The organism is Lysobacter sp. ESA13C, assembly GCF_019970005.1.
GTDB classification, from domain to species: Bacteria; Pseudomonadota; Gammaproteobacteria; order Xanthomonadales; family Xanthomonadaceae; genus Lysobacter; species Lysobacter antibioticus_B.
In genome coordinates, this window is record NZ_JAHXYK010000002.1 from 102,008 (window position 1) to 118,317 (window position 16,310).

Below are 16,310 nucleotides of genomic sequence, written 5' to 3' on the forward strand. Positions count from 1 at the left end.
TCAGCCGATGGGCGGTCGCGGTGGCGGGAACTTCGGCGGGCCGTCGGTTTTTCGGCGGGGCCGTTGCTTTAGGGGTAGGAGCGGCGGGAGCCGCGACCGCATTTTTAACGGTTGCGGCGTTGTTCTCGGAGATGCGGGAACGTCTCGGCGTCGTTGTTTTTCACGATGCGCGGTGTTTCTCACATTGCATGAGGTTGCGGTGCGGCGTGTGGTTGCGCGGTCGCGGCTTGCGCCGCTCCTACCCTGGAGGAGCGTAGCTATCGCCGGGCTGTTGCCGTTGCTGTGCGTCGTTTCGCACTCGCGAAGGCAATCGAAGGCCCGGAGGGCGGCGCGCAGGGATGCGCGCCGTTTTTCATCGGGACAGGGATGTCCCGTATGAAAAATCCCCGCGGAAGCACCGCTCGTGCGGGCCTGTGATTCAAAGAAAAGCATTTTTCTTTGGTTACCTTTGACCGAAGGGAATCCAGACGGACTTTTGTTGCTTTAGACAAAAGAAAGTTACCCGCCGCTTTAGTGGCGGAAGCTTTTGGCGTTTGATCTTGTTTCTGCAAAGCGACAGGCAAGCGCGAAGCTTGCCCCTGTAGGAACGACGTGAGTCGCGACCACATCCTGCCGGCTGCCGGGGCACCCTTCAAGCAAGAGCAGAGCTTCCGCCCGCTACGCGGCCGGGTTACTTTCTTTTGCTAAGCCCAAAAGAAAAGTAACCAAAGAAAAGGGCTCTCCTTGCAAGGGCACAGGCCACGAGTGCGATGCTAGTGCCGGGATTTTTCGATAGGACATCCTTGTCCTATCGAGTCATCCCTTTTTAAGGGCTGGGCGCACGTCCTGTGCGCCGCCCTCCGGGTCTCCAGGTGTTCTCGCGAGCTCGGTACTGCGCCAAGCTTTCACGGCAACGGCAACGGCAACGGCAACGGCAACGGCCGGGGTAGGTCGTCGTTGCTCTTGGGTAGGAGCGGCGCAAGCCGCGACACGAAACTACGTTTGCGTCGTCGTTTGGGTGCCGGCTCGTATCATCCGGCCGCTGAAGATCCACTGCCACGTCATTACGTCAAAGCGTGTCCGCCAGCGACATCAATCCGCCAACACAGGCTCCACACGACCGTCGTAATAGATCAACTGCCCCAGCAGCGGGAAATCGGCCTGCGAGAAAAACCGCAGGCGGCCGTCGTCGTCCTGCGCTTCCCAGGACACGATGCGCGGCCCGAGCGCGCGCGGCATCGGCAGGGGGCCGAAAGCCCAGCCGGCGAAGTCCCAGTGCAATCTGCCGGCTTCGGAACGCAAGGCGAAACGAAAGCGGAATGCGCCGAATTGCTCGGCCAGGAAGCGGCCGTCGCGGCTCGGGGCGAACGACGAAGAAAAGTCGCGTTCGCCGAAGCGGCGGTGCCAGTGTTCGCGGCCGTTGCGTTCTTCGATGCGCAAGGACACGCGCACCTGTTCGCCCGGCACCGGGAAGCCGAACCACCAGCGCACCAGGCGTGCGAGGGGATGGCCGGCGCCGCGTACCAGGGCTTCGCCGCGGTAATGGGCCGGGCCGCGTTGATGGAAGTCGCGCACCGCCGGGGCCAGGCCGGCACGGGCGTCGTCGTCGAGCAGACGCGCGAATACCGGGGGCGCCGCGGGGTTCGCGCTTGCGCTGGGGACACTCAAAACAGCGACAGGTTTTCGTAGGCCGTGCGCACCGGCGCGAAGCTGCGGCGGTGATGCGGGCAGGGGCCGTGCGCGCTCAATGCCGCCAGGTGCGCGGCGGTCGAGTAACCCTTGTGTTGGTCGAAACCGTATTGCGGGTAGCGCTCGTGCAGGCTGCGCATCATGCGGTCGCGCGCGACCTTGGCCAGGATCGAGGCGGCCATGATCGCCGGTTCGGTGGCGTCGCCGCCGATCAGCGCTTCGCCGCGACAGGGCAAGCCCTGGGGCAGGTGGTTGCCGTCCACGCGCACCAGGTCGGCGACCGGCGCCAGGCCGATCACCGCCCGGCGCATGCCGGTCATGGTGGCCTGGAAGATGTTGATCCGGTCGATTTCCTCGACCTCGACGAACTCGATCCGCCAAGCCAGGGCGCGCTCCAGGATCAGCGGATACAAGGCCTCGCGACGGGCCTCGCTGAGCTTCTTGGAATCGTCCAGGCCGTCGATGCGGCGGCGCGGGTTGAGGATCACCGCGGCCACCGAGACCGGCCCGGCCAGGGGGCCGCGCCCGGCTTCGTCGACGCCGGCGATCAGCCGCGGCTTGGCCCGCGCGCGCAGCGGTTCGCTCGCGACGACGGCGGTGTCGGCGAGGTCGAGCGATTCGGTGGTCACGGCGAGGGACTCATGCAGGAGCATTCTCGCCGATCAGCTCGAGCACGGCATCGGCCGCGCGCGCCGAGGCGTCGCGCTTGAGTTCGAGATGGATGCGCTGGAACTTCGGCAGCAGCGCGGCCGCGGCCTGCGGGTCGCGCAGCCAGCGCAGGCAGGCGCCGGCGAGGTTTTCCGGGGTGCAGTCGTGCTGCATCAGTTCGGGCACGACCGCTTCGCCGGCGAGCACGTTCGGCAAGGCGTAGTGGTCGACCTTGAGCATGCCCAGGCGCTTGACCACGGCATAGGTCAGCGGCGCGACCTTGTAGCCGACCACCATCGGCCGCTTGGCCAGCATGGCTTCGAGGGTGGCGGTGCCGGAGGCGAGCAGCACCGCGTCGCTGGCGACCATCACCGTGCGCGCGCCGCGGTCGACGATGCGCAGGGCGCGGCGCAGGCGTTCGCCGTCGGGATGGGCGGCGAGGATGCGCTCGAACGCCGCGCGCGAGGGCGCGTTGGCCATCGGCGCGACGATGCTCAGGCGCGGCTCGGCGGCCAGCACCAGCGCGGCGGCGCCGAGGAAATCGCCGGCCAGGCGTTCGATCTCGCCGACCCGCGAACCCGGCAGCATCGCCAGCACCGGCGCCTCGTCGTCGAGACCGAGGTTCATGCGCGCTTCGTCGCGATCGGGGTGGATCGGCATTTCGTCGGCGAGCGGATGGCCGACGAAGCGTGCATCGACCTCGTGCCTGGCGTAGATCGGCGGTTCCATCGGGAACAGGCACAGCACCCGGTCGGCGCTGCGGCCGATCTTCTCGGCGCGCTTCTCGCGCCAGGCCCAGACCGAGGGGCTGACGTAGTGCACGGTGCGCACGCCGCGCTGCTTGAGCCAACGCTCGACGCCGAGGTTGAAGTCGGGCGCGTCGATGCCGATGAAGGCGTCGGGCTTCCAATCGAGGATGCGCTGGCGCACGTCGCGGCGCAGGCGCAGCAGGCGCGGCAGGTGTTTGAGCACTTCCGACAGGCCCATCACCGCCAGTTCGTTGGCGTCGAACCAGGTGTCCATGCCGGCCGCGCGCATCTGCTCGCCGCCGATGCCGACGAACTCGGCGCCCGGATGGCGGCGCTTGAGTTCCTCGATCAGGCCGGCGCCGAGCAGGTCGCCGGAGGCTTCGCCGGCGATCAGGGCGAAACGCAGCGGCGGCGGGGGCGGGGCGGGGAAGATTTCGTCGATCGGAGCGGGGGCGGGCGCGGCGGCATTCATCGGGGGAAAGGGCGCTCTTAGGAGTGACGTTCCTGGAAGTGACGCTCCAGTTCGAGCCGGTACTGGGTTCGATCGAACACGAACCGCAGCGGAGCGGCGGGAGAGAACGAGGGCGGCGCCGCATTCTCTTCCTGAACATTCTCGCCCGAATCCGGCCCGCACATGGGGCCATCATCGTCCTCCCGGGTCACTTGCTGCCAAACGACGTGATCGCCATCAAATTCCAGGACGCAAGAGATCACCCCGCAGTAGTCGCTGCCGCAGTGGCAGCGATAGAGCACCAGCCGGCCCGAGCCGAGCTGGTTGTGCGCCGGTTGCAGGGCGAGGAACGCGGCGCGGCCGCGTTCGGCCAGCGCCGGCGGCAAGGCGGGATCCAGGTCGGTATCGCTGTTGCTGAGATCGCGCGGCAGGCCGAGCCAGTGCGCGAGCGGACGCTCGTCGATGAAGAGTTCGGCGACTTCGGCCTGGCGCAGCGCACCGTCGATGTCGCAGGCGACGACGGTCCGGCCGATGCGCAGGCGCTGGATCGTCGCGGCCATTCCGGCGTCTCAGCGCAGCAGCGGGCGGTCGCCGTTGCCGATGAAGTCGAGCAGGGCGCGCACGTCGGCGCTGCTCTCGGCGATCTCGTCGAGCTTGCCGCGCGCTTCCTCGAGCGAGGCGCCGGACACGTACAGGGCGCGGTAGGCGCGCTTGATCGCGCCGATGCGCTCGGCGTCGAAGCCGCGGCGCTTGAGGCCTTCGCTGTTGATGCCGCGCGGGCGGCCGTAGCCGTCCTGGGCAACCATGACGAACGGCGGCACGTCGCCGTTGACCAGGGCGCCCATGCCGATGAAGGCGTGCGCGCCGATCCGGCAGAACTGATGCACGCCGGCGAAGCCGCTCATGATCACCTGGTCTTCGACGGTGACGTGGCCGGCCAGGGTCGAGTTGTTGGAGAACACGCACTGGTTGCCGATATGGCAGTCGTGGGCGACGTGGGTATAAGCCAGCAGCCAGTTGCCGTCGCCGATGCGGGTGATGCCGCCGCCGTTGCCGGTGCCGCGGTTGACGGTGACGAACTCGCGGAAGACGTTGTCGTCGCCGATGACCAGCTCGGTGCGCTCGCCGGCGAACTTCTTGTCCTGCGGGTCGCCGCCGATCGCGCACTGGGCGTAGAAGCGGTTGCCGCGGCCGATCCGGGTCGGGCCGTGGACCACGCAGTGCGGGCCGAACACGGTGCCGTCGCCGACTTCGACCTCGGCGCCGATATAGCAGAACGGGCCGACCACGACGCCGTCGCCGAGAACGGCGCCGGCCTCGACGAAGGCGGTGGGGTGGATCGTGTGGGTCGTGGCGCTCATCGCGTCACTCCTTGACCTCGGCGCAAAGGATCTCCGCGCACGCGGCCTGCTGGCCGTCGACGCGGGCGATACCGGTGTACATCGCCATGTTGCGGATGGTGCGCTTGAGGGTGACCTCGAGCTCGAGCTTGTCGCCCGGCGAGACCATGCGCGAGAAACGCGCACCGTCGATCTTGACCAGGTAGAACAGTCGGCCTTCGGCTTCGCCGCCATGCGAGAGCTGAGTGAGAATGCCGCCGACCTGGGCCAGGGCTTCGATCACGAGCACGCCCGGCATGACCGGGTTGTTGGGGAAGTGACCGTTGAAGAAGGGCTCGTTGCAACTCACGTTCTTGTAGGCGAGCACGCGTTTGTGCGCCTCGAACTCGACCACGCGGTCGACCAGCAGGAACGGGTATCGGTGCGGCAGCAGCTTCTGGATCGCCGTCACGTCGAGCGGGAGTTGCAGGGTCTGGCTCATCTTCTTGGTTCGTCCGTTATGCGCGTCCTGCGCGTTGAATCCGCCTTTCCTGTGCGGCCCCATCGTTGATTGGCTTGGATCGGCTGGTCGCTGGCGAACCGCGACAGCCGTGCCATTGTCCCGCAGTTTCCGCCCGCGGTGGAGCGGCGCCGTATGGTGCCCCGCGCCTAAGCGAACCGAATCGAAGCGCGCCGGCTCAGCCGTCCTCGCGGCCGCGCGGGGTGCGCCGGGCGATCGCGTCGAGCTGCTTGAAGCGCGCGGCGTTCTTGCGCCAGCTGCGGTTGTCCATCAGCGGCGTCCCGGAGGAGTACTCGCCGGGTTCGCGGATCGAACTGGTGACCAGGCTCATCGCGGTGATCACGACCTTGTCGCAGACCTCCAGGTGGCCGAGCACGCCGGCGCCGCCGCCGATCAGGCAGTAGCGGCCGATCTTGGCGCTGCCGGCCGCGGCCGAGCAGCCGGCCATCGCGCTGTGGGCGCCGATATGCACGTTGTGGCCGATCTGGATCTGGTTGTCGAGGCGTACGTCTTCCTCGAGCACGGTGTCTTCGATGGCGCCGCGGTCGATGGTGGTGTTGGCGCCGATCTCGCAATCGTCGCCGATCGACACGCCGCCGAGCTGGGGCACCTTGAGCCAGCGGCCGGCTTCCATCGCCAGGCCGAAGCCGTCGGCGCCGAGCACCGCGCCGGGATGGATCAGCACGCGTTGGCCGAGGCGCACGCGGGTCACCAGGGTCACCCGCGCGACCAGTTCGCTGCCGGCGCCGACCACGCAGTCGTCGCCGATCACGCAGCCCGGGCCGACGATGGCGCCGGCCTCGACGCGGCTGCGCGCGCCGATGCTGACGAAGGGGCCGATGTGGGCCTCGGCGGAGACCTCGGCGCTGGCATCGATCGCCGCGGAGGCATGGATGCCGGGCTCGCGCAGCGGGCGCGGCTCGAACAGGGCCGAGATCTTGGCGAAGGCGGAATAGGGATCGCGCGCGATCAGCGCAGTGCCGGCGTAGCCGACGGCATCGTCCTCGCGCATGACCACGATGCCGGCCTGGCTGGCAGCCAGTTGCGCGCGGTATTTCGGGTTGGCGAGAAAGGCGAGCTGGTCCGGGCCGGCCTTGGCCAGGGTGCCGACACCGCCGACTTCGGCGGCGCCGTCGCCGTGCAGGCCGAGCGCGTAACGCTCGGCCAGGGCCTGGGCTGTGTAGCGGGTGCTGTCCACGGTGCGGGCGGCCGTCGTCGCAGCTGCGATCAGAACGTGCCGCCGAAGGTGAACTGCAGGCGTTCCAGTTCGTCGCCGCGGTCGAGCTGAGTCTTGCCGTCGGCGCTGTAGGTCGGGCCCTGCTTCTTGAACGGGAAGGCGTAGCTGATCGAGATCGGGCCCATCGGCGAGCGCCACATCATCGCCACACCGGCCGATGCGCGCAGTTCGCCGGCGTCGAAGTCGTCGTAGCTCTTGTAGACGCTGCCGAAGTCGACGAAGGCCGAGATGCGCGCCGCCGGCGTATCGAGCAGGGTCGGGAAATACATTTCCAGCGAACCGGTGGTCTTGAACGCGCCGCCGAGCGGCTGGGCGTAGCTGCCGCCGGAGAGCGAGGCCTGACGCGGGCCGAGGGTGTTGTCGGTGAAGCCGCGCACCGAGCGCACGCCGCCGGCGTAGAAATTCTCGAAGAACGGCAGGCCGGTCGCGGTGATGGTTTCCGGCGGCAGCGGGCCGTCCGGACCGTCGCGGTCGATGACCCGGCTGACGTCCTTGCCGTAGCTGTCGCCGTAACCGAGCTCGGTGCGGGTGTTGAGCACCAGGTGGCGCGACAGCGGCCAGAACTTGGAGAAGTTGTAGTTGATCTTGTAGTACTCGACCGTCGAGCCCGGCAGGGTCGCTTCGATCCACACGCGCTGCTGGGTGCCGGCGGTCGGCGTCAGCGCATGGTTGAGGCTGTTGCGGCCCCAGCCGACCTGGGCGCGCCAGGCGTGGAAGGTACGGCGGCCGAGCGCGTCGAGATAGTCGACGATGCTCGGCGGCGTGACCCTGCGGCCGATCAGGATCTCGTTGCTGTCGATGCCGAGCATGCCGGTGATCGAGTCGGTCTCGGTCAGCGGAATGCCGAGCACGACCTGGCCGATGCCGCTGGTGGTCGAATACTGGGCGGTGTTGAAGTCGGAGTAGTCCAACTCGCGCCAGGACACGTTGTAGCCCAGCGAGACGCCGTCGTCGGTGAAGTAGGGGTTGGTGTAGGAGAAGTCGTAGCGCTCTTGGTAGTAGCTGCGCTGCGCCTGCACCGACACGCGGTTGCCGCTGCCGAGGAAGTTGTTCTGCGACAGCTGCACCTGGGTGGTCAGCTTGCCGAGCTGGGAATAGCCCAGGCCGAACACGAAGCTGCCCGAGGTGGTTTCCTTGAGGTTGTAGACCACGTCGACCTGGTCGTTGGTGCCCGGCACCGGCTTGCTCTCGACGTCGACGTTCTCGAAATAACCCAGGCCCTGCAGACGGATCTTGGAACGGTCGATCGCGGCCTGCGAATACCACGCGCCTTCGAACTGGCGCATTTCGCGGCGCAACACTTCGTCGCCGGTGCGGGTGTTGCCCTGGAAGATCACCCGACGCACGTTGACGCGCGGGCCCGGCACCACCTGCATGTTGATGCCGACGGTCTTGTTTTCGCGGTTGACGTCCGGTATCGGATTGACCTGGGCGAAGGCGTAGCCGACGTTGCCGAGCGAGGCGGTGATCGCTTCCGAGCTCACCTCGAGCAGGCGGCGCGAGAAGATCTGCTCGGGCTTGACGATGATCAGCTTCTCGACCTGCTCCTTCGGCAGGATCGTGTCGCCGGTGACCTGCACGCTGGAGACCTTGTACTGGTCGCCCTCGGTGAGGCCGGCGGTCAGGAACATGTCCTGGCGGTCCGGGCTGATCGCGACCTGGGTCGAGTCGATGCTGAAATCGACGTAGCCGCGGTCGAGGTAATAGGAGTTGAGCTTTTCCAGATCGCCCGACAGCTTCTCGCGCGAGTACTGGTCGTCGCGGCGGTACCAGCTGAGCCAGTTGTGTTCGCGCGATTCCCAGCCGTCGAGGATGTCCTTCTGCTCGAACTTGTCGTTGCCGACCAGGTTGATGTGACGGATCTTCGCGGCCTTGCCTTCCTTGACGGTGATCGTCAGGTCGACGCGGTTGCGGTCCAGGCGCGCCACCGTCGGGGTGATCTCGACGTTGTACTTGCCGCGGTTGTTGTACTGGCGGCTGAGATCCTGGGTGACCTTGTCGAGGGCGAGGCGGTCGAAGGTCTCGCCTTCGGCCAGGCCGATTTCCTTCAGACCCTTGAGCAGGTCTTCGCTCTTGATGTCCTTGTTGCCGGTCAGGGTCAGCTTGTTGATCGCCGGACGCTCGGTCACGGTGACCACGAGAATGTTGCCCTGGCGGTCCAGGTGCACGTCCTCGAAGAAGCCGGTCTTGTACAGGGCGCGGATGGCGTCGCCGGCCTTGGCCGAGTCCATCGTGTCGCCGCGCTCGACCGGCAGGTAGGTGAAGACGGTACCGGCGGAGATGCGTTGCAGGCCGTCGATGCGGATGTCGCTGACGGTGAACGAACCCGGGGCCGGGGTGTTCGGCGTGCTGCCGCCGAGGGCGAACGGATCGGCCGACTGCGCCAACGCGGGAATCACCGGGGCCGAGGTCATTGCCGTGGCAAGGGCGAGGGCGAGCAGGCGGCGATTAGGAGTTCGCGTCATCATTACGTCCGTTTGGGGCATTGGATGCCGGCGATCGCGGGCATCGGTCGAAAGTGCGGCAGGGTGAGGGCAAAGCGTTCGTTCGAGCGTCAGGCCGGCATCAGCGCACCAGGTTGTTCAAGATGTCGTTGTAGAACGCCAGGCCCATCAGGCTCGCGATCAACGCCAGGCCCACGAAATGCCCGGCCGCCATGACGCGTTCGCTGACCGGACTGCCTTTGACCAGCTCGATAAGGTAATACAGCAGGTGTCCGCCGTCCAAGATCGGGATCGGCAGCAGGTTCAGGATTCCCAGGCTCAGCGACAGCATCGCCAGCAACTGCAGGTACCAGGCCGGACCGTTGCTGGCGTAGGCGTTGGCGGCGCGGCCGATGGTCACCGGGCCGGCGACGGTGTTCTGGATCGACACCCGGCCGGTGAACGCGCGCCCAATCATCGCGAACAATTGCTCGGCCTGGTGCACGCCTTCGCGCAGCGCCGCGGGCACCGCGTCGATCGGGCCGTAGCGCAGCACGGCGTCGCGCTTGGGCGGCGCGGTCGCGGCCGAGGTCAGGCCCAGGCCCCAGTATTCCTCGCCGTCGGGCTTCTTCAGGCGGGCCGGGGTGATCTCCAGGGCGAGGCGGTCGCCGTTGCGGGCCACTTCGATCATGGCGCTGCCGCCGCGCTTGCCCAGGCGGGTCACCGCCGCGGCCATGTCTTCCCAATCGCCGACCGGGTCGCCGTCGAGCGCGGTGACGCGGTCGCCCTCGGCGAGCACGCCCCAGGCCGGGGAGTCGGGCGCGATGCGGCCGATCAGGGCCGGACGCAGCTCGTGGCGTCCGCTCAGGCCGATGACTTCGATCGAGCGGCGTTCGTCGAACTTGGCCGGCAGGCGCGACAGGCGCAGTTCGCGGGTCGCCGGGGCGCCGTTCTCCGCACGCACCCGCACCGCCACGTCCTGGTGGTCGAGTGCGTAGGGGATCAGTGCCATGTGCACTTCGCTCCAGGTCGGCGTCTGCCGGTCGCCGATCTGCAGCACGGTATCGCCGCGGCGCAGGCCGGCTTCGGCGGCGATGCCGGTGGCGTTGCCGACCACCGGGGCGAAGTCGGGGCGCCCGATCACGAACATGCCCCACAGCAGCATCACGCACAGGATCAGGTTTGCGGCCGGGCCGGCCACGACGATGGCGATGCGCTGCCAGACCGGCTTGCGGTTGAAGGCCTGCGGGGCGAGCGCTTCGCTGACCTCGTATTCGCGCTCGTCGAGCATCTTGACGTAGCCGCCGAGCGGGATGCGCGCAATGACGTACTCGGTGCCGTCGCGGCCCTTGCGCAGCCACAGCGGTTTGCCGAAACCGATCGAGAAGCGCAGCACCTTGACGCCGCAGCGCCGCGCGACCCAGAAATGGCCGAATTCATGGATCGTGACCAGCACGCCGAGGCTGATGATCAGCCACCACAACGAACCCAGGACTTCACTCATGGCCGCCTCCGCATCGCTGTCCTGCCGTGGTCGCCATGATTCAGGCCCTGTGGCCGATCGCTTGTTCGGCATGGCGACGGGCCAGAGCATCGGCCTCGCGCAGCACCGCCAAGGAACTGGCCGGGATGGTCGGGAGCGCGGCGAGTGTGTCTTCGACCAGCGCGGGTATCGCTAGGAAACCGATTCGCCGCTGAAGAAAGGCTGAAACGGCCACTTCGTTGGCGGCGTTCAGCACCGCCGGGGCGGTACCGCCCGCGGCCAGGGCTTCGAAGGCCAGGCGCAGGCAGGGGAAGGCGTCCAGGTCGGGGCGTTCGAAATCGAGGCGGCCGTGGGCCAGCAGGTCGAGCCCGGCCACGCCCGAGTCGATCCGCTCCGGCCAGCCGAAACCGACCGCGAGGGCGGTGCGCATGTCCGGCAAACCCAGTTGGGCCAGGGTCGAGCCGTCGACGAATTCGACCAGCGAATGGACCAGGCTCTGCGGGTGCACCAGCACCTCGATGCGTTCGCCCTCGATCCCGAACAGATGGTGGGCCTCGATGACTTCCAGGCCCTTGTTCATCAGCGTGGCCGAGTCGACCGAGATCTTCGGCCCCATCGACCATTTCGGGTGCGCCACGGCCTGTTCCGGGGTGACCTGGGTCAGTTCGGAACGTGTACGGCCACGGAACGGCCCGCCCGAGGCGGTCAGCAGGATGCGCTTGAGACCGGCATGGGCGCGGGCGTAGGGCAGACCGCCGGACTGCGCCGGCGCGGTCGGCGGCAGACACTGGAAGATGGCGTTGTGCTCGCTGTCGATCGGCACGATGCAGGCGCCGGCCTCGTGCGCGGCGTGCATCAGCAGCTCGCCGGCGAGGACCAGCGATTCCTTGTTGGCCAGCAGCAGGCGCTTGCCGGCGCGGGCCGCGGCCAGGGTCGAGGACAAGCCGGCGGCGCCGACGATCGCCGCGACCACGGTGTCGCAGACGTCCGACGAGACCAGCTCGACCAGGGCTTCGTCGCCGCAATGGGCCTGTGCCGACAGACCGCGCTCGCGCAGGCCGTCGCGCAGGGCGGCATAGCCGGCCGGGTCGGCGATCACCGCGTGCTCGGGGCGATGCTGTTCGCACAGGGCCAGCAGGGCGTCGACCTTGCCGCCGGCGGCGAGCACGCTGGCGCGCAACGCCTCGGGATGGCGCGCGATCACGTCCAATGCCGAAGTGCCGATCGAACCGGTGGCGCCGAGCACGGCGACCTTGCGGGAGAGGGACGTCATGCGCGGGCGCTCGCGTGGAAGGGGCTGCGTGGTGCGGTCGCATGGTGCGCCGGGGGACAAGCAAATCCCCCTCGGTCCCCCTTTTGCAAAGGGAGAAGGCGGGCGGGTCGTTTCGAAAAGGGACGGCCGGCGGGCTCTGCGGTGGATGCTGCAGGCGCTTCAAGCACGCAGGCGCCCGATTTCAGTGTGAGCCCCGTGCAAACCCGTGCTGTCCCCCCCTTTGCAAAAGGGAGGGAGGGGGGATTCGCTTCTACCCGGCAGACCCGCGCACTCATCATCAGAACCCGAAGATCGCCTTGCCGAGGGCGAACACCGGCAGCGCGGCGAGCACGCCGTCGATGCGGTCGAGGATGCCGCCGTGGCCTGGAATCAGGTGACCCGAATCTTTCACTCCGGCGTGGCGCTTGAGCAGGCTCTCGAACAGGTCGCCGACCACCGAGAACAGCACCGCCGCGAGCGAGACGACCGCGACCCACGGCAATTGCGCCGTGGTCGCGCCGGCCAGCAGCGAGAAACCGACGCCGGCGGCGACGCCGGCGAAGGCGCCGCCGATCAGGCCTTCGACGGTCTTGTTGGGGCTGACCCGCGGGGCGAGCTTGAGCATGCCGAACTTGCGCCCGGCGAAGTAGGCGCCGGTGTCGGCGGCCCAGACCACGGCCAGCGCGGTCAGCAGCCACCAGTGGCCGTTGCTGCCTTCGGCATGGATCCAGGCCAGCGCGCACCAGGCCGGAATCACGCTGAGCGCCGCGGCGGCGAGCTTGAACATCCGCGCATAGGTGCGGTGGTCGCTGGCGAAGTCGAAGCGCTGCAGCCACAGCAGGGCCAGCAGCCACCAGATCACGCCGATCAGCGAGGCCAGTTTGAACAGCACCATCGACGGCGCCTGGGCGCCGCCGAAACCGCCCGAGCGCGACGCCCAGACGATGGTGACCATCAGCGCCAGGTGCGCGACCAGCAGCACGGTGCGCGACAAGGTGTCTTCGATCTCGGCCAGATCGAACCATTCCCACAGCCCGGCGAGGAACAGGACGGCGGCCACCGCGATCATCCACGGCGTCGGCAGCAGCAGGATCGCCGCAATCGCGACAGGCGCCATCACCAGCGCGGCGAGCAAGCGGGTTCGGGTCATTCAACGGTCTCGTTGGACAGGGCGGCGGCGACTTGCGACCCGGTCAGGCCGAAACGGCGTTCGCGGTTGCCGTAATCGTCGAGGGCGCGTTGCAGGGTCGTCGCGTCCAGTTCCGGCCACAACAACTCGGTGAACCACAATTCGGTATAGGCCAGCTGCCACAGCAGGAAATTGCTGATGCGGGTATCGCCGCCGGTGCGGATGAACAAATCCGGCGCCGGCAGGTCGGCCAGCGACAGGCGCGAGGCGATCAGCACCTCGTCGATCTCGTCCGGCGCCAGGCGTCCGGCGGCGACGTCGGCGGCCAGCGACCGTGCGGCCTGGGCGATGTCCCAGCGCCCGCCGTAGCTCGCGGCCACGGTCAGGTGCAGGGTGCCGTTGTTGCGGGTTTGATGCTCGGCCGCAGCCATGCGTTCGCGGATTTTTTCCGAGAAGCGCTCGCGCTCGCCGATGAAGCGCACGCGCACGCCGCGACGGTGAAGTTCCTCGACCTCGCGCTCGAGCGCGTTGAGGAACAGCTTCATGAGCGCGCCGACTTCGTCTTCGGGGCGGCCCCAGTTTTCGCTCGAGAACGCGAACAGGGTCAGCGCCTCGATGCCGCGGGCGATGCAGAAGTCGATGCAGATGTTGACCGTGCGCGCGCCGGCGCGGTGGCCGATGATGCGCGGCCGGCGGCGGCGCTCGGCCCAGCGCCCGTTGCCGTCCATGATGACGGCCAGGTGGCGCGGGATGCGTGCGGGCGCGGTGGGTGCGGGCTCGTTGGGCATGGCGCCGATGATGTTGACCTTGGAAGCGGGAGGGGCATCCGGAAGCGGGGTTCCGGCGACGATGGATCCCGTCCGGGACCCAGTGCTGACCCGTGCGATCGGCAGAAAGTTCAGTGCGCGATCGTCCAGGAACTGCGGCGATCGATTCGGACCGCCGCCCAGGGACTGCGGCGACCGGTCAGACCGCCATCAATTCCTGTTCCTTCGCCTTGACCACGCCGTCGACGTCCTTGATCGCGCTGTCGGTGACCTTCTGGATGTCGTCCTCGTAGCGGCGCAGCTCGTCCTCGGTGATCTTCTTGTCCTTCAGCAGTTCCTTGGCCTGGGTGTTGGCGTCGCGGCGGATGTTGCGGATCGCGACCTTCGCGTTCTCGCTCTCGCTGTGCACGACCTTGGTCAGTTCCTTGCGGCGTTCTTCGGTCAGCGCCGGCAGGTTGATGCGGATGACGGTGCCGGCGGTGTTCGGGGTCAGGCCCAGGTCGGAGGCGAGGATGGCCTTCTCGACCGCGCCGACGATCTGCTTTTCCCACGGGGTGATGGTCAGGGTGCGCGCATCGGAGACCGCGACGCTGGCGACCTGGTTCAGCGGCATCTCGGAACCGTGGTAGTTCACCTTCAGGTGATCGACCAGCGCAGCCGAAGCGCGCCCGGTGCGGACCTTGGTCAGGTCGTGGCGAAAGGCTTCGACGCTCTTGGCCATGCGGTTCTGTGCGTCTTTCTTGATTTCATTGAGCATTCGCCGGCTCCGGTCCTGTGGCGGTAATCGCGGGATTATATGGGCTCGGGCGGGTTTTGCGGACCGAACGCCGCCGTGGCGGCCACGCGGATGGGCTGAGGTCAGCGCGGTTTAGGCTGTTTTGCACGGGTATGGCGCGCGCCGATGTGCGGCCGTGTACCGGATTGCGTCACGGTTTCAGGCCGGGGCAAACGCGAAGTTTTCGTTATCCTGCGCCGCCGGCCGCGCCGGCCGCGGTTTTCGCTGCAATGCAGCATGAACCCTCAATGGCTGTGCGAGTGGCCGTGCGTATGCCGATGGTCCTCGTCGCCTTGTTCGCGGCCGTGCCTGTGTTCGTGCTCGTGGCCGTGATGATCGTCATGGTCGTGGTCATGATCATGGCCGCCGGCGCCGTGCGGCGCGCGGTCGTGGCGGTCGTGCTCGCAGGCCCGGCCGTGCTCGACCTGCAGGGTCGGGTGGTTGATGCCGAAGCGTTGGTCGAGCTCGCGGTTGAGGCGGTCGATGAAGACGTCGTGGTCGCGGTCGTCGGGGCGCACGATATGCGCGGTCATGGCGATTTCGCCGGCGCCGAGCGACCAGATGTGCAGATGGTGGATCGCTTCCACCCCGGGTTGCGCGCGCAGCAGGCTCTCGACTTCGGCGCGGTCGACGCCGCGCGGCACCGCGTCCATCGCCGCGTTGAAGCTCTCGCGCAGCAGACCGAAGGCGCCGATCGCGACCACCGCGCCGATCAGCAGGGCGATGGCCGGGTCGAGCCAGGCCCAACCGGTGAACCACATGCCGGCGCCGGCCAGGACTGCGGCCAGCGACACGGCCGCGTCGGCCATCAGATGCAGGAAGGCGCCGCGGCGGTTGAGGTCGTGGTCGTGGCCGTCGCGTACCAGCCAGGCCGCGCCGAGATTGACCGCGATGCCGAGTGCCGCCACCAGCATCACCGGCAGGGCCGGGATCTCCGGCGGCGCGTTGAAGCGGCGGATCGCCTCCCAGCCCAGGGCGCCGGAAAAACCGACCAGCAGCAGGGCATTGGCCAACGGCGAGAGCAGGGTCGCGCGTCGCCAGCCGTAGGTGTGGCGCGCGGTCGGCGCGCGCCGCGCCAGCACTGCCGCGCCCCAGGCCAGGCCCAGCCCGAGCACGTCGCCCAGGTTGTGCAGGGCGTCCGACAGCAGGGCCAGCGAATTGGTCATGAAGCCATAGCCGGCTTCGAGAATCGTGTAGGCCAGGTTGATCAGGGTCACCGCGGCGAAGGCGCGGGTGCCGCTGGGGCCGTGGTGATGGCTGTGCGAGTGCATGGACGAATGCTGTCACGGCCCGCGCCGTGAACACTATTACAGCCCCGGCCGGGTGCGGGCGGAAGCTCGATGGCCGTCGCAGAAGCCCTATCCGCTCTGGTCTTGCGCGTGCCGTGCGCCGGCCCGTCATGACTTCCGACACCCTTGACTACGTCTGTAGTCACGACAACTATGCCTACACATGTAGTCATGGCCGGCCACGACCCGGTCAGGCGATCAGCAGGAGCGTCATGAACCGCAAATCCATAGGCGACCAGGAACTGGCGCTACTGCAATACATCGACGAGAACGGCGACGCCTCGGTCGGCGAAGTCGCCTCCGCCTACGGCGAGCCGCGCGGCCTCGCGCGTTCGACCGTGCTGACGATGATGGAACGCCTGCGCGCGAAGTCGTATCTGCGCCGGCGCAAGCTCGGCGGCGTGTACCGCTATGCCAGTGCGACCGCGCCCGACGACGTGATGCGCTCGGCGGTCGGCAAGTTCGTCGCCAACACCCTGCAGGGATCGCTGTCGCCGTTCGTGGCCTGGATGTCGCAGCGCACCGAAGTCAGCGACGAGGAACTGGCCGAACTCGAAGGGCTCGTCGCCGATCTGCAGTCGCGCCGCAAGGAGAGCTGAG

At 67.9% G+C, this 16,310-nt stretch carries 15 protein-coding genes; 1 reads left to right on the forward strand and 14 read right to left on the reverse strand.

Translation table 11 applies throughout. The annotated features are described in order from the left end of the window. Window positions 1-1,071: 1,071 nt before the first annotated feature. The 14 genes from LC490_RS03705 to LC490_RS03770 all read right to left on the reverse strand — a co-directional run bounded on the left by LC490_RS03705 (window position 1,072) and on the right by LC490_RS03770 (window position 15,692). Window positions 1,072-1,647, reverse strand: a complete 576-nt coding sequence (locus LC490_RS03705; protein WP_051884333.1) for a DUF4166 domain-containing protein — start codon at window positions 1,645-1,647, stop codon at window positions 1,072-1,074. Continuing rightward, the gene (rnhB, locus tag LC490_RS03710; protein WP_223619337.1) at window positions 1,644-2,321 is read right to left on the reverse strand and encodes a ribonuclease HII; all 678 of its coding nucleotides are present in this window, start codon (window positions 2,319-2,321) and stop codon (window positions 1,644-1,646) included. Before rnhB ends, LC490_RS03705 begins: the two co-directional genes overlap by 4 nt. After that, a complete protein-coding gene (gene lpxB, locus LC490_RS03715; protein WP_223619338.1) occupies window positions 2,308-3,537 on the reverse strand; it encodes a lipid-A-disaccharide synthase in 1,230 nt (409 codons plus the stop codon). Before lpxB ends, rnhB begins: the two co-directional genes overlap by 14 nt. A gap of 17 nt (window positions 3,538-3,554) precedes the next feature. Continuing rightward, window positions 3,555-4,076 (reverse strand): hypothetical protein, encoded by a 522-nt coding sequence (locus LC490_RS03720; protein ID WP_036147880.1) that lies wholly within the window; start codon window positions 4,074-4,076, stop codon window positions 3,555-3,557. A 9-nt stretch (window positions 4,077-4,085) separates the two neighbouring features. Beyond that, window positions 4,086-4,877, reverse strand: a complete 792-nt coding sequence (gene lpxA / locus LC490_RS03725) for an acyl-ACP--UDP-N-acetylglucosamine O-acyltransferase (RefSeq protein ID WP_031370422.1) — start codon at window positions 4,875-4,877, stop codon at window positions 4,086-4,088. 4 nt (window positions 4,878-4,881) lie between these two features. Then, complete coding sequence (fabZ, locus tag LC490_RS03730; RefSeq protein ID WP_031370423.1) at window positions 4,882-5,337, reverse strand: 3-hydroxyacyl-ACP dehydratase FabZ; 456 nt, start codon at window positions 5,335-5,337, stop codon at window positions 4,882-4,884. A 196-nt stretch (window positions 5,338-5,533) separates the two neighbouring features. Continuing rightward, window positions 5,534-6,553: a UDP-3-O-(3-hydroxymyristoyl)glucosamine N-acyltransferase gene (gene lpxD, locus LC490_RS03735; RefSeq protein WP_031370424.1), complete on the reverse strand. Its 1,020-nt coding sequence runs from the start codon at window positions 6,551-6,553 to the stop codon at window positions 5,534-5,536. 29 nt (window positions 6,554-6,582) lie between these two features. Further along, complete coding sequence (gene bamA, locus LC490_RS03740; RefSeq protein ID WP_031370425.1) at window positions 6,583-9,057, reverse strand: outer membrane protein assembly factor BamA; 2,475 nt, start codon at window positions 9,055-9,057, stop codon at window positions 6,583-6,585. 100 nt (window positions 9,058-9,157) lie between these two features. Further along, a complete protein-coding gene (rseP, locus tag LC490_RS03745; protein WP_031370426.1) occupies window positions 9,158-10,519 on the reverse strand; it encodes an RIP metalloprotease RseP in 1,362 nt (453 codons plus the stop codon). Between the two features lie 40 nt (window positions 10,520-10,559). Continuing rightward, window positions 10,560-11,771 carry a 1-deoxy-D-xylulose-5-phosphate reductoisomerase gene (locus LC490_RS03750; protein ID WP_223619339.1) on the reverse strand — a complete coding sequence of 404 codons (1,212 nt, stop codon included), beginning with the start codon at window positions 11,769-11,771 and terminating at the stop codon, window positions 10,560-10,562. Between the two features lie 277 nt (window positions 11,772-12,048). Beyond that, window positions 12,049-12,900: a phosphatidate cytidylyltransferase gene (locus LC490_RS03755; RefSeq protein ID WP_031370428.1), complete on the reverse strand. Its 852-nt coding sequence runs from the start codon at window positions 12,898-12,900 to the stop codon at window positions 12,049-12,051. After that, a complete protein-coding gene (gene uppS, locus LC490_RS03760) occupies window positions 12,897-13,667 on the reverse strand; it encodes a polyprenyl diphosphate synthase (protein WP_031370429.1) in 771 nt (256 codons plus the stop codon). Before uppS ends, LC490_RS03755 begins: the two co-directional genes overlap by 4 nt. Before the next feature lie 178 nt (window positions 13,668-13,845). Continuing rightward, a complete protein-coding gene (gene frr / locus LC490_RS03765; RefSeq protein ID WP_031370430.1) occupies window positions 13,846-14,403 on the reverse strand; it encodes a ribosome recycling factor in 558 nt (185 codons plus the stop codon). A 263-nt stretch (window positions 14,404-14,666) separates the two neighbouring features. Continuing rightward, window positions 14,667-15,692, reverse strand: coding sequence for a cation diffusion facilitator family transporter (locus tag LC490_RS03770; RefSeq protein WP_081930568.1), 1,026 nt, complete (start codon window positions 15,690-15,692; stop codon window positions 14,667-14,669). 230 nt (window positions 15,693-15,922) lie between these two features. On the opposite strand from LC490_RS03770, the gene LC490_RS03775 reads away from it, so the two are divergent. Next, window positions 15,923-16,309 carry a BlaI/MecI/CopY family transcriptional regulator gene (locus LC490_RS03775; protein ID WP_031370432.1) on the forward strand — a complete coding sequence of 129 codons (387 nt, stop codon included), beginning with the start codon at window positions 15,923-15,925 and terminating at the stop codon, window positions 16,307-16,309. The last annotated feature ends 1 nt before the right edge of the window (window position 16,310 follow it).